The sequence below is a fragment of the Arthrobacter sp. BE255 genome (assembly GCF_031457335.1).
GTDB lineage: Bacteria > Actinomycetota > Actinomycetes > Actinomycetales > Micrococcaceae > Arthrobacter.
Genome location: NZ_JAVDWK010000001.1, coordinates 557,049 through 569,896 on the forward strand (window position 1 = coordinate 557,049; position 12,848 = coordinate 569,896).

Consider the following 12,848-nt stretch of genomic DNA (forward strand, 5'->3'; position numbering starts at 1 on the left):
ACCGAGTAGATAAGGACGGGTGAATTATGAATCAGCTGATCATCTCAGCCGCCACAGAGGGCGCAACCAGCCCTCTGATGCCCAATGTCTGGGAAATGGGCGTCGTCCTCGTCGGCTTTGCTGTCCTCATGTACATCGTGGTCAAGTTCATTGTCCCGATGTTCGAGAAGACTTTCGCAGAGCGTGCCGAGGCCATCGAAGGTGGCATCGCCAAAGCTGAAAAGGCCCAGGCTGAGGCCTCCGCTGCACTCGAGGAATACAAGCAGCAGCTGAACGACGCCCGCGCCGAAGCCAACCGCATCCGCGAGGAAGCCCGTGCCGAAGGCGCTCAGATCCTCGCTGATCTGAAGGAAAAGGCGGCTGCAGAGTCCGCCCGCATCACCGCGCAGGCGCACGTGCAGATCGAATCGGAGCGCCAGGCCGCTGTTGTGTCCCTGCGCTCCGAGGTGGGCACGCTGGCCACCACCCTGGCAGGACGCATTGTTGGTGAAGCACTCACCGATGACGAGCGTTCGGCCCGCGTTGTTGACCGCTTCCTGGCAGATCTGGAGAACCAGAACGCAGGTGCAGCTCAGTAATGGCAGGTATATCGAGCGAATCGCTGGCCACGGCACTGACAGCGTTGGAAGCCAAGCTTCCCACCGCCTCGCTGCAGCTGGCTAAGGAACTCTTCGGAATCCTGGGAACGGTGGACAGCTCGGCTGGCTTGCGCCGCGCCCTGACTGACCCGTCCCGCAGCGGTGACGAAAAGTCGGCGCTGGTCAAGCAGCTGGTTGGCGGGAAAGTCTCCGCTGATGCTGCGGATATCGCGGGCGGACTGGCCAGTTTGCGCTGGGCATCGGCACGAGATATCGGCGATGCACTCGAGACTCTTGCCGCTACGGTGGTCATCGCCGTCGCTGAAAACAAGTCGGCCGTTTCTGCCTCCGGAATCTCTGGGCTGGAAGAGCTGGAGAACGATCTGTTCTCCTTCAACCAGGCCGTTGCCTCCAGCCACGAGGTACAACGTGCTCTGTCCGAACCACAGGCAAGCGGTGCTGCAAAGACCACCCTCACGGAGAGGCTGGTTCCTGGCGCAAGCGAGGCAGCCAAAGTCCTCATCGGCCAGGCAGTCTCCCAGCCCCGCGGCCTCAAGCCGACCAGGCTTGTGGCCCGGTTCGCCGAGTTGGCGGCCAAGCGGCAGCAGCGCTGGATTGCAACGGTCAGCGTCACCCGTCCTTTGACGGAGACGCAGTTCAGCCGCCTCCAGGCAGGGCTCAACGCCCTGTATGGTCGCGAGCTCAAGGTCAACCTCAGCGTTGATCCTGCACTGATCGGTGGAATCCGTGTCCAGGTGGGCGACGAAGTGCTTGACGCTTCCGTGGTCTCCCGTCTGGGCCAGCTTCACCGCCAACTGGCCGGCTAGCCGGACAAGCACAACTTAACTGATAGAAACCCCGGTCATCGTGAGCAACGATGATCACGAAAACAGGAGAGCAGGGACTGCAGATGGCCGAATTGACCATCAACGCCGACGACGTCCGTAATGCGTTGAACGAGTTCGCGGCGTCCTACGAACCCGGAAACGCAGAACGCGTAGAGGTTGGCCGCGTAACCGCCGCAAGTGACGGCATCGCCCGTGTTGAGGGCCTTCCCTCGGTCATGGCGAACGAGCTGCTTCGCTTCGAGGACGGCACCCTGGGCCTCGCCCAGAACCTTGACGTCCGCGAAATCGGTGTCATCATCCTCGGTGACTTCACTGGCATCGAAGAAGGCCAGGAAGTTCACCGTACCGGTGAGATCCTGTCCGTGCCGGTGGGCGACGCGTTCCTCGGACGCGTTGTTGACCCGCTGGGCCAGCCGATCGATGACCTCGGCGAGATCAAGGCTGAGACCACCCGTGCGCTTGAACTTCAGGCACCCGGCGTGACCCAGCGCAAGTCGGTCCACGAACCGATGCAGACCGGACTCAAGGCCATCGACGCCATGATCCCGATCGGCCGCGGCCAGCGTCAGCTCATCATTGGTGACCGCCAGACCGGCAAGACGGCCATCGCCGTTGACACCATCATCAACCAGAAGGCCAACTGGGCTTCCGGGGATGTCACCAAGCAGGTCCGCTGCGTCTACGTCGGTGTTGGCCAGAAGGCTTCCACCATCGCAGCCGTCCGGCAGACCCTCGAGGACCACGGCGCACTGGAGTACACCACCATCGTGGCCTCTCCCGCGTCCGACCCCGCCGGCTTCAAGTACTTGGCTCCCTACGCCGGTTCGGCCATCGGCCAGCACTGGATGTACGGCGGCAAGCACGTTCTGGTGATCTTCGATGACCTGTCCAAGCAGGCCGAAGCCTACCGTGCAGTGTCGCTTCTGCTGCGCCGCCCGCCGGGACGCGAAGCCTACCCGGGCGACGTCTTCTACTTGCACTCCCGCCTGCTGGAGCGTTGTGCAAAGCTCTCCGACGAACTCGGTGCCGGCTCGATGACCGGTCTGCCGATCGTTGAGACCAAGGCAAACGACGTTTCCGCGTACATCCCGACCAACGTGATCTCGATCACCGACGGTCAGATCTTCCTCCAGTCGGACCTCTTCAACGCCAACCAGCGTCCCGCTGTTGACGTTGGTGTGTCGGTGTCCCGCGTTGGTGGCGCCGCACAGGTCAAGTCCATGAAGAAGGTCTCCGGTACGTTGAAGCTGGACCTGGCCCAGTACCGCGACATGCAGGCATTCGCCATGTTCGCCTCGGACCTGGATGCGGCTTCACGCCAGCAGCTGACCCGTGGTGCCCGCCTGATGGAACTGCTCAAGCAGGGCCAGTACTCGCCGTTCCCGGTCGAGGACCAGGTTGTCTCCATCTGGGCAGGTACCAAGGGCTACCTCGACGACGTTCCGGTTGAAGACATCAGCCGCTTCGAGTCCGAGTTCCTGGAGCACCTCAAGCACAAGTCCTCGATCCTCACCACGCTGGCTCAGACCAACGTGCTGGACGACGACACCGCAGAAGCACTGAAGACCGCGATCGTGGACTTCAAAAAGGGCTTCTTCGGCGAGGGTGACAACCACCTGGTAGGTGCCGGCCACGAGGAGCACGATGCTATCTCCGGTGCCGAAGTCGACCAGGAAAAAATCGTCAAGCAGAAGCGCTAGTTCCGCTGGACGGGTGCGCCGGACCCCATGGGTCCGGCGCACCCGGTCTACGGAATCTTAGGAAAGGATAAGTATGGGAGCCCAGATCCGGGTCTACCGCCAGAAGATCAGCTCGACCACGTCGATGCGCAAGATCTTCAAGGCGATGGAACTGATCGCTACCTCGCGCATCGGCAAGGCCCGTGCGCGCGTAGCAGCTTCACTGCCTTACGCGAACGCCATCACGCGCGCCGTTTCTGCTGTCGCCAGCCAAAGCGAAATCGACCACCCGCTGACCACTGAGCCGGAGCAGATCCGCCGTGCCGCAGTCCTGGTAATTACCTCGGACCGTGGCCTGGCAGGGTCCTACTCGGCGAGTGTGCTCAAGCAGGCGGAAGGTCTCAACGAGCTGCTCCACGCTGAAGGCAAGGAAGTCAAGACCTACCTCGTCGGCCGTAAGGGCCAGGCGTACTACGACTTCCGGAACCGCGAGTACGCGCGGGTCTGGACCGGCGGCACGGACGCCCCTGAATTCGCCACCGCGCGCGAAGTCGGAGAAGCGCTGCTGACTGACTTCGCAACGGCCTACGAAGAGGGCGGCGTGGACGAAATCCACGTTGTTTACACCCGCTTCAAGTCCATGGTCACCCAGGAGCCGACGGTCATCCGCCTGCTCCCGCTCGAGGTCGTGGAAGAGCAGGCCGCTTCGGAATCGGAGCTCCTGCCGCTGTACGAGTTCGAACCGGAAACGGAGCAGGTCCTCGATGCCCTGCTGCCGCGTTACATCGAATCCCGTATCTTCGCAGCCATGTTGCAGGCAGCAGCTTCCGAGCTTGCTGCACGCCAGCGGGCGATGAAGTCCGCCGGCGACAACGCGACGGACCTGATCAAGAAGTACACGCGTCTGCGCAACACGGCCCGCCAGGCCGAGATCACGCAGGAGCTTTCCGAAATCGTTGCCGGCGCCGACGCCCTCGCGTCCTAGCCTTCGGCATTTTCGGTTCCCGCGGGACCTGCACCACAACAGATAAACTTAACCCCACGCCATCTACTGAGTGAAGTGAGAGAGATGACTGCCACTGCTACCGAACACGTAGCCGCAACGTCCGGTGCCACCGGCCGTATTGCACGTGTTATTGGCCCGGTTGTCGACGTCGAATTCCCGGCTGACGCAATCCCGTCGATTTACAACGCCCTGTCTACGGAGATCACCCTCAACGGTGTCACCAAGACCATCACGTTCGAGACTTCCCAGCACCTGGGTGACAACCTCGTCCGCGCCATCTCCCTGCAGGCTACCGACGGACTCGTCCGCGGCACGTCAGTGGTGGACAGCGGCGCCCCCATCTCCGTGCCCGTTGGCGACGGCGTCAAGGGCCACATCTTCAACGTCCTCGGCCAGCCGCTGGACGTTGCTGAGTCGGAACTGAACATCAGCGAACGCTGGCCGATCCACCGCAAGGCCCCGGCCTTCGCAACGCTGGAAGGCTCCACCGAGATGCTGGAGACCGGCATCAAGGTGATCGACCTTCTCACCCCGTACATCAAGGGTGGAAAGATCGGCCTCTTCGGCGGCGCCGGCGTGGGCAAGACCGTTCTGATCCAGGAAATGATCACCCGTGTTGCCCGCAACTTCGGTGGTACTTCGGTATTCGCCGGTGTCGGCGAGCGTACCCGTGAAGGCAACGACCTCTGGGTTGAAATGGAAGAGGCAGGCGTCCTCAAGGACACCGCCCTTGTATTCGGCCAGATGGACGAGCCGCCTGGAACGCGTCTGCGCGTGGCACTGTCCGCACTGACCATGGCGGAGTACTTCCGCGATGTCCAGAACCAGGACGTGCTGCTCTTCATCGACAACATCTTCCGCTTCACGCAGGCAGGTTCCGAGGTCTCCACCCTCCTCGGCCGCATGCCTTCGGCTGTGGGCTACCAGCCCAACCTTGCAGATGAAATGGGCCTCCTCCAGGAGCGCATTACGTCCACCAAGGGCCACTCGATCACCTCGATGCAGGCCATCTACGTTCCCGCAGATGACTACACCGACCCGGCTCCGGCCACGACCTTCGCACACCTCGACGCGACCACGGAACTTTCCCGTGAAATCGCCTCCCGTGGTCTGTACCCGGCCGTTGACCCGCTGACGTCGACCTCCCGAATCCTGGACCCCCAGTACATCGGCAAGGATCACTACAACACGGCTGTCCGCGTGAAGCAGATCCTGCAGAAGAACAAGGAACTCCAGGACATCATCGCCATCCTCGGCGTTGACGAACTCTCGGAAGAGGACAAGATCGTCGTGTCGCGTGCACGCCGTATCCAGCAGTTCCTGTCCCAGAACACCTACACCGCCAAGCAGTTCACCGGCGTCGAGGGCTCCACGGTTTCCATCAAGGACACCGTTGAAGGCTTCACCGCCATCTGCGACGGCGACCTCGACCACATCGCAGAGCAGGCGTTCTTCAACGTCGGCGGCCTCGATGACGTTGAGCGCCAGTGGGCCAAGATCCAGGAACAGACCAAGTAATATGGCTGAGCTTGAGGTTGAGATTGTCGCAGCGGACCGCTTCATCTGGTCCGGAGCGGCCACGATGGTCAAGGCCCGCACCAGCGATGGTGAGATCGGAATCCTGCCCGGCCACTCGCCCCTGCTGGCGATCCTGGCCGAAGGTGAACTGGCGATCCAGCCGGTTTCCGGTGACCGCATTGCCGTAGTAGTTGACGGCGGATTCTTCTCCGTCGACAACAACCGCGTGGTTATTGTTGCTGACAACGCCCAGCTGGGTGACGCGGCTACTGCTGGGATCCGCTAGCACGACCTTGATGGACGCACCGAGTCTTCCGTTCATCGCCATGGCAATCGCTTTTGGATTGCTGATATTTGCACTGTGCCTTTCCGGGGTGCGCCGCTTCAATCTGCGGCGCGCCCTGGGCACGGTGGACGCCTCCATTTGCGTAGCTGGAAACAGCTGGCAGATGGGGGTTTGTCGTTACCAGGACAACGACCTTGAGTGGTTCCGGCTGCTCTCCCTGAGCGTCCGTCCCAAGCACAAGTTCAAACGGAGTTCCCTGGAACTGCTGGGCCGCCGCAAGCCGACGGAAGCAGAAGCCGTTAAGGTCCGGCCCGACGTCGTCATCGTGGAACTGCGCTATGAGGGCCAGGACCTCAGGCTGGCCATGAAGTTCGACGCCTACACCGGACTGTCCTCGTGGCTTGAAGCCGGACCGGTCATCGGTGTGGGGACCTGGCGCTAGCCGGCGTGGACTTCCTCGCTGATGTCCGGTTAACGGACGGACCGGTATTCTGGACCGCCTGCGCACTCGGGGCGGCCTCCGCCGTGTACCTGCTCTGGCGCCCTGCCTCACCCGGACCACGCCCGTGGTGGCTGTCAGTGCTGGTCTCCGTTGCGGGCAGCATTGCACTCATCGGCATGGTGCACTGGGCCTTGATCGACGTCTTCTCGACGTTCCCGGAGGACCTTCCGGACGACGTGCTGCTGTGGTCAGTCCCTGCCGTCGCCGCCCTCATCCTCGTACTGATCCGCCTGCCGCGGTCTACTGTGGGCCAGCGGAGCGCCGGTATCACCGCCTTCCTGCTGGTGCTCCTGCTCTCGGCTGTCCAGATCAACGCCTACTTTGGCCTCAACCGGACCGTCAGCGACCTCATGGGCACTGCGCTGGCCAGAATCCAGGCGCTGGAGCCCGGACTGACGCGCCAGCCCGGCGGCCCCGCTCCGGTTTCCCTCCAGGGCTGGACCCCGCAGGGGCAGTTGCCCGGCGAAGGGGCCCTGCGGAAGGCGACCATCCCTGGTCCGGCCTCCGAACTGTCAACGCGTGAGGCATACATCTACCTGCCGCCGGCCTATTTCGCCGCAAACCGTCCTGCACTGCCGGTCCTGGTCCTTTTCTCGGGACAGCCCGGCGGTCCCTCTGATTGGCTCACGGGCGGCGCCCTGCGGACACGCATGGATGAGTTCGCGTCCAGCCATGGTGGCGTTGCACCCGTTGTTGTGGTGGCGGATCCCAACGGAACCCAGTCAGCGAACACCCTGTGCCTGGACAGCCGGATAGCCCGGGCGGACACCTATCTGGCCGTGGACGTGCCGGCGTGGATCAGCGCGACCCTCGATGTGGACCCCAGCCACACGCAATGGGCGGCCGGCGGATTTTCCTTCGGTGCGACGTGCGCCCTGCAAATGGGAACCCGGCACCCGGACATCTACAGTTCGGTGCTGGCCTTCTCCAGCGAACTTGAACCGGCCCTTGCCAAGGAGCGGCAGAAAACCATCGACGCGGCGTACGCGGGCGACACCGCTGCCTTTGAACGTGAAACCCCGCTGTCCAGGATGAACCAGCAGCGGTTCGATTCCAACGCCGTGTACTTTGCGGCAGGGGAGCGGGACCCCGAATTTGTTGGATACATGGCGACCCTCGCCGACGCAGCCAGGAAAGCGGGCTTCACTGTTGAAGCCAAGCAGGTCCAGCATGCCGGCCACTCGTGGGACACACCGTCCCGCGGGATGGAGGAGGGGCTGGCATTCCTTGCTGCCCGCTGGGGAATCCAGCAGTGAGGACCGGACAGGATGTGCGCACAGCCACGCTCGCCTGGGCCACCGTAGTCAGGCCGGCGTGGCGGCGCACCAAGGCGCGGCTCGTCTCCATACCCTTCACGCTGGCGGTCCTTGGGGTCTTCCTCCTGACCGGCGCCGTCACGGGAAGTTACCTCGCCGGGCCGCCGGAAAGCATGCTGGACATCGCCAGTGTCAGCGGGCCGGGGCTGAAATCAGGTATGTGGTGGTCGCTGTTTACGTCGATGTTTTTCGCCACCAACCCGCTGGCCTACCTGACCGCGTCACTGATGATCCTCGTGCTGCTGGGACTGGCCGAGCGGAAACTCGGGGCGCTGCAGGCCGCTGCCTTCTTTGCCGCCGGCCAGTTCGGTGCCGTCACACTGTTCCTCCTGATCACGCAGGTGGCCGCATACGCAGGCGACGGCTGGCTGGGCCTGATGGTGGACTACGGCCTGATCGGCCCGTATGCCGCCGTGCTGGCTGTCGGGCTCGCGGGCAGCGGCCGGCTGCCGGTCCTGTGGCAGCGGAGGCTGCGCACCGCCCTCCTTTCGGTGTCACTGATGCTTGTCCTGTACGTTGGCCATGCGGAGACGGTCATCGGCCTGCTGGGGGCACTGCTTGGCCTCCTGGCCGGCTGGTGGATCCAGGGCGAGCACGGCAATCTCCACCGGCACCGGTCCACGGGCCGCGAAACGCGAAACCTGCTGGCCCTCATGGTGGCCATTTTCGCGGTCGGACCCATCGTCACGGCCGTCGCCAGGACGCCGACGGGTCCGCTTGCGTTGCTGCGCGACGTGGTACTGAATCCGTTGCCCACGCTGGGCCAGCTGGAATTCAACTGTGGTGCCACGGTGGAGGCGTCCTGCCTTGAGGCCGGCCGGCAGGGTTTCGCCGGACCGCTGGGACTGGCAGTGGCGGTTGTGCCGGTGATCCTGCTGCTCATCTGTGCCGACGGCATGCGCCGCGGCCGGCAGGCCGCCCTCCGCATCACGCTGGCAATCCAGCTGGCTGTCACGGCCCTGGCCGCGGTCTACTTGGCGCTGTTCGCGCTGATCCCGCACTATCCGTCGCGGCCGCACACCGCGGCGATGGGGTCCGGGTTCGCGCACATCCTGCCCCTTGTGGCGGTTCCGCTGCTGCTGACGGCCTTGCTGTGGTTCAACCGGAGGCAGTTCAGGGTGGAGACGGTGCCCGCCGCGCGCCGGACACTGCTCCTCGTCCTGGGCGGTGCCTGGCTGCTGCTGGCCGGCGCGTACAGCGTGGCCTGGCTTGTCGCGGGAGGCCTGACGCGCGACGGCGGTCCGTTGGGACTGCTGGCGGAACTGTCACGGCAGTACCTGCCCATCCCGATCCCAAACCTCTACCGCAGGGTTTTCGCCGACCGCAACGGCGCCGAATCCTTCATCTTCGCCTTCTCCGGCCCTGTATTTTGGGTCATCGCCCTGGCGGGCGTCTGGTTTGTCCTCCTCGGACGCCACCACCGCAGCGACGCGGGCGCGTCTGACCGGACGGCTGTGCGACGCCTCCTGCATGAGGGCGGAGATTCCCTGTCCTGGATGGCGCTGTGGGAACCGAACATGTACTGGTTCAGTCCGGACCTCCGCGGAGCCGTGGCCTACCAGCAGCACGGAAGCGTGGCGCTTACGCTGGCAGGCCCTTTCGGGGAGTCGGTGTCGCGTGCCGGGGTGGCCGAGGGATTTCTGGCGCACTGCAGCCGGCACGCCCTGATTCCGGCATTTTATTCCTGCGATTCCAGCCTGTGGCCGCTCCTGCAGGACCGGGGCTTCCATCGCGTGGCGGTCGCCCAGGAAACGAGGCTGGCAGTGCGGGAACTGGAATTCCGCGGCAAGGAATGGCAGAACGTGCGGACCGCGCTCAACCGTGCAGCCAAAATGGGAGTCACTGCCGTCTGGGGAACGTATCACGGCCTGCCGCAGGCACTGCGTGGCCAGCTCAGTGAAGTGTCGGAGGAGTGGGCGGCCGGAAAATCCGTTCCCGAAATGGGCTTCACCCTCGGCGGGCTGGATGAGCTGATGGATGACGGGGTGCTGTGCTGCCTTGCCGTCGACGGGGAGGGCACGGTGCACGGTGTGACCAGTTGGCTTCCCGTGTACGACGGCGGGAAGCTGGTCAGCCGCACACTGGACGTCATGCGCCGGGGTGCCGGGGGTTTCCCCGGGGTCATGGAATTCCTGATCGCCTCCGCGGTGCTGGAACTGAGGAAGTCGGTGGAGGTTATCTCGCTGTCCGGATCGCCGCTGGCACGGCACCCGGAGGACGAACAGGAGGACGGCGTTGAAGACGGACAGGAAGGACCGGTGCCGGCGGAAAACCTGGTGCGCATCCTGGACGTTGTGGGCCACGCACTGGAACCCGTTTACGGCTTCCGCTCACTGGCCGCCTTCAAATCACGGTTCAAGCCGGAGTACCGCACGCTGTACCTCTACTACCAGGACCCCCTGCAACTGCCCGCCATCGGCCGGGCGCTCACCCGGGCCTACCTCCCGGGGCTGTCCCTGCGGCAGGGTGCCCGGCTTTTGCGGGAACTCGTGAATTGACACGTCGCCATTCCGGCAGCGAAATCATTAGTGACAGTTAATTCCTGAAGGAATGCGCCAAGGGCCCATACCGGCTAATTCGCATATCCGGCACAAAAAAATGATCCCCGGCAATAATGCCGGGGATCATTAATTCGCAGGGGCCGCACAGGTGCGGCCGGCTGGCGAGGGACTAGACCAGCGTGACGCCGGTAGCCTGGGGACCCTTGGCGCCCTGACCGATTTCGAACTGAACGCGCTGGTTCTCGTCGAGGGTCTTGAAGCCACCGGTCTGGATCTCGGAGTAGTGAACGAAGACATCGCCATCGGAGTCATCCGGGGTGATGAAGCCGAAGCCCTTTTCAGCGTTGAACCACTTGACGGTTCCCTGTGCCATTTATTTCTCCTCATAATGGAACTTTTAAGTCCAGCACACCTCGTGCTGGCCTTGGTCACTCCGCGAGAAGAATCCTGGACTGCCAGTTCCTGGGAACCGGCCCTGCAGGAGCTTCGCGCTCGCAACATGTCTTGCGAGCATGAATAACACCTACACAAAGACTCATATAAGAATTTCATGCCACTACCCTCAGGTCAACGGTCCAGACAGCCAATCCGATAAATTTTGGGTAAAAGAAGCGTTAACGCCCTTGTCAGGGCCGTGCCGCCGCAATCGTGCTGCCCGGCAGCCTAGAAAAGCCGGGATTCGCTGTCGTCCACGCCGCGCATCGCGTCGTAATCCAGGGTGACGCAGTCGATGCCGCGGTCGTTGGCCAGGACCTTTGCCTGCGGCTTGATCTGCTGTGCTGCGAAGATCCCCCGGACCGGGGCCAGCAGGGGGTCCCGGTTCAGGAGTTCGAGGTACCGTGTGAGCTGTTCCACGCCGTCGATGTCGCCGCGGCGCTTCAGCTCGATGGCCACCGTGGCCCCGCTGGCGTCGCGGGCCAGGATGTCGACCGGGCCGATGGCGGTGAAATACTCCCGCCGGATCAGCGAGAAGCCGGACCCCAGTGTTTCGATCTGGTCCGCGAGCAGGCGCTGGAGATCCGCCTCGACGCCGTCCTTGATCAGGCCAGGGTCCACGCCAAGGTCGTGGGAGGACTCGTGGAGATGCTCGTGGATGTTGATGATGAGCCGGTCATCGGTCTTGGAGGACTGGACAGTCCACTGTTCCGTGACCCCGAGTTCGAGGTCGACATCGTCCGGGGAGGACACGCGGAGGGTGGCCGGCGGGCTCATCCAGTTCAGCGGCTTGTAGGAGCCGCCGTCGGAGTGGACCAGCACCGACCCGTCAGCCTTGACCAGCAGGAGCCTGGTGGCAAGGGGGAGATGGGCTTTGAGCCGGCCAACATAATCAACGGAGCATCGGGCTATCACAAGTCGCACGCCGTACACACTACCGGGGCTGGGGCAGAATGGAGGCATGCCGCGTTCCAACCGCCCCCGCCGCCCTGCTTCCGGAAAACCGGGCACAGCCGCAGGCAGGAAAGGAAACGGCGACGTCCCTGAGCTCGACCTGGAGCGGGCCCGGGCGGGCATAGCCCGCCGCGAAACCGCGCCTGACGGCGAATGGATGGTCCGGACCATGACGGCCAAGAACGCGGAAAAGACGTACATATGCCCCGGCTGCTCCACGGCCGTCCTGCCCGGGATTGCGCACCTTGTGGTGTGGAAGGACGACCACCTGTTCGGGGCGGCCGCGGGCCTGGCCGAACGCCGGCACTGGCACACGAACTGCTGGATGTCGCGCAGCTACCGTTACCGCTGAGGCGCCGTGCGGCGGCAGTCCGGCAGCGGACAAATCCCGGCCGCGCAAAGTCGCTAAGCTGGCAGGCATGACTTTTGATCCGGCGTCGTACGAATTCACCCAGCCTGACGGACCCGCAGCCATCCGGGCCTCCACCGTCCTCCCCGCGAAGCGGGAGAACGTGGAACTGCGCACGGAGGACGGCCATACCCTGGTGGGCGAGCTGGCGCTCCCCGAATCCGGAGAGATCACCGCGACCCTGATCACCCTGCACCCGCTGCCCACGCACGGCGGATTCATGGATTCGCACGTGTACCGGAAGGCGTCCTACCGGCTTCCGGCGCTGGCGGGCGTGGCCGTGCTGCGGTTCAATACGCGCGGAACCACTTCTCCCCGGGGGACCAGCGACGGGGCCTTCGAGGAGGGAATCGGCGAGCGGTACGACGTGGAGGCCGCAGTCCGCTTCGCCGTCGACCGCCAGCTGCCCAACCGCTGGCTGGTGGGCTGGTCCTTCGGCACCGAGCTTGCGCTGATGTACGGCGCCGTGGAGCCGGTGGCCTCGAGCGTGGAAGGCGCCGTGCTGCTGTCCCCGCCGCTGCACCGGGCCACGGACGCCCACCTCGGCGTGTGGGCCGAGAGCGGCAAGCCGCTCGCAGTGCTGGTTCCCGAACACGACGATTACCTGCGGCCGGAGGCCGCCGCGGACCGGTTCCGGATTGTTCCGCAGGCACGCGTCGTAGGGGTCGACGGCGCCAAGCACCTTTGGGTGGGCGAGAAGTACGCCGCCCGGGTGCTCAACGAAATCGTGGACGAGGTAACGGAGGCAGGAGCCGGTCCGGAGGGACTGCCGCAGGAATGGGACGGCCCGCTGGCCACTGCGGCCGCCTGAGGCTG

The 12,848-nt window shown here is 64.2% G+C and carries 13 protein-coding genes; 11 read left to right on the forward strand and 2 right to left on the reverse strand.

Features of this window, described 5'->3' with window-relative positions; genetic code table 11:
- Positions 1 to 26 precede the first annotated feature (26 nt).
- From J2X42_RS02585 to J2X42_RS02625, 9 genes are all read left to right on the forward strand, one after another.
- A complete protein-coding gene (locus tag J2X42_RS02585) occupies positions 27 to 578 on the forward strand; it encodes a F0F1 ATP synthase subunit B (RefSeq protein WP_131131689.1) in 552 nt (183 codons plus the stop codon).
- Entirely contained in the window at positions 578 to 1,405 is an 828-nt protein-coding gene (locus J2X42_RS02590; RefSeq protein WP_310161838.1) for a F0F1 ATP synthase subunit delta, read from the forward strand. The genes J2X42_RS02585 and J2X42_RS02590 overlap by 1 nt, the downstream gene beginning before the upstream one ends.
- A gap of 83 nt (positions 1,406 to 1,488) precedes the next feature.
- Positions 1,489 to 3,126, forward strand: a complete 1,638-nt coding sequence (atpA, locus tag J2X42_RS02595) for a F0F1 ATP synthase subunit alpha (protein ID WP_131131902.1) — start codon at positions 1,489 to 1,491, stop codon at positions 3,124 to 3,126.
- A 73-nt stretch (positions 3,127 to 3,199) separates the two neighbouring features.
- Entirely contained in the window at positions 3,200 to 4,090 is an 891-nt protein-coding gene (locus tag J2X42_RS02600; protein WP_131131693.1) for a F0F1 ATP synthase subunit gamma, read from the forward strand.
- Positions 4,091 to 4,174: 84 nt separating this feature from the next.
- Positions 4,175 to 5,629, forward strand: a complete 1,455-nt coding sequence (gene atpD / locus J2X42_RS02605; RefSeq protein ID WP_310161842.1) for a F0F1 ATP synthase subunit beta — start codon at positions 4,175 to 4,177, stop codon at positions 5,627 to 5,629.
- Between the two features lies 1 nt (position 5,630).
- Positions 5,631 to 5,915 (forward strand): F0F1 ATP synthase subunit epsilon, encoded by a 285-nt coding sequence (locus J2X42_RS02610; protein ID WP_131131695.1) that lies wholly within the window; start codon positions 5,631 to 5,633, stop codon positions 5,913 to 5,915.
- A 10-nt stretch (positions 5,916 to 5,925) separates the two neighbouring features.
- Positions 5,926 to 6,357 (forward strand): DUF2550 domain-containing protein, encoded by a 432-nt coding sequence (locus J2X42_RS02615; protein ID WP_310161846.1) that lies wholly within the window; start codon positions 5,926 to 5,928, stop codon positions 6,355 to 6,357.
- 5 nt (positions 6,358 to 6,362) lie between these two features.
- Positions 6,363 to 7,673 (forward strand): alpha/beta hydrolase-fold protein, encoded by a 1,311-nt coding sequence (locus tag J2X42_RS02620; RefSeq protein ID WP_310161848.1) that lies wholly within the window; start codon positions 6,363 to 6,365, stop codon positions 7,671 to 7,673.
- A gap of 14 nt (positions 7,674 to 7,687) precedes the next feature.
- The gene (locus J2X42_RS02625) at positions 7,688 to 10,231 is read left to right on the forward strand and encodes a DUF2156 domain-containing protein (protein WP_310161851.1); all 2,544 of its coding nucleotides are present in this window, start codon (positions 7,688 to 7,690) and stop codon (positions 10,229 to 10,231) included.
- A 172-nt stretch (positions 10,232 to 10,403) separates the two neighbouring features.
- Here the strand turns inward: J2X42_RS02625 and J2X42_RS02630 are convergent, their stop codons facing one another.
- Positions 10,404 to 10,607, reverse strand: a complete 204-nt coding sequence (locus J2X42_RS02630; protein WP_011692441.1) for a cold-shock protein — start codon at positions 10,605 to 10,607, stop codon at positions 10,404 to 10,406.
- Positions 10,608 to 10,897: 290 nt separating this feature from the next.
- The gene (gene nucS / locus J2X42_RS02635) at positions 10,898 to 11,593 is read right to left on the reverse strand and encodes an endonuclease NucS (protein ID WP_310161852.1); all 696 of its coding nucleotides are present in this window, start codon (positions 11,591 to 11,593) and stop codon (positions 10,898 to 10,900) included.
- 37 nt (positions 11,594 to 11,630) lie between these two features.
- Between nucS and J2X42_RS02640 the strand changes: the two genes are divergently transcribed.
- Together J2X42_RS02640 and J2X42_RS02645 are read left to right on the forward strand one after the other, a co-directional pair.
- On the forward strand, positions 11,631 to 11,975 hold the full coding sequence (locus tag J2X42_RS02640; RefSeq protein ID WP_310161854.1) for an ATP/GTP-binding protein: 345 nt from the start codon (positions 11,631 to 11,633) through the stop codon (positions 11,973 to 11,975).
- A 67-nt stretch (positions 11,976 to 12,042) separates the two neighbouring features.
- Positions 12,043 to 12,843, forward strand: coding sequence for an alpha/beta hydrolase (locus J2X42_RS02645; protein WP_310161860.1), 801 nt, complete (start codon positions 12,043 to 12,045; stop codon positions 12,841 to 12,843).
- Positions 12,844 to 12,848 lie beyond the last annotated feature (5 nt).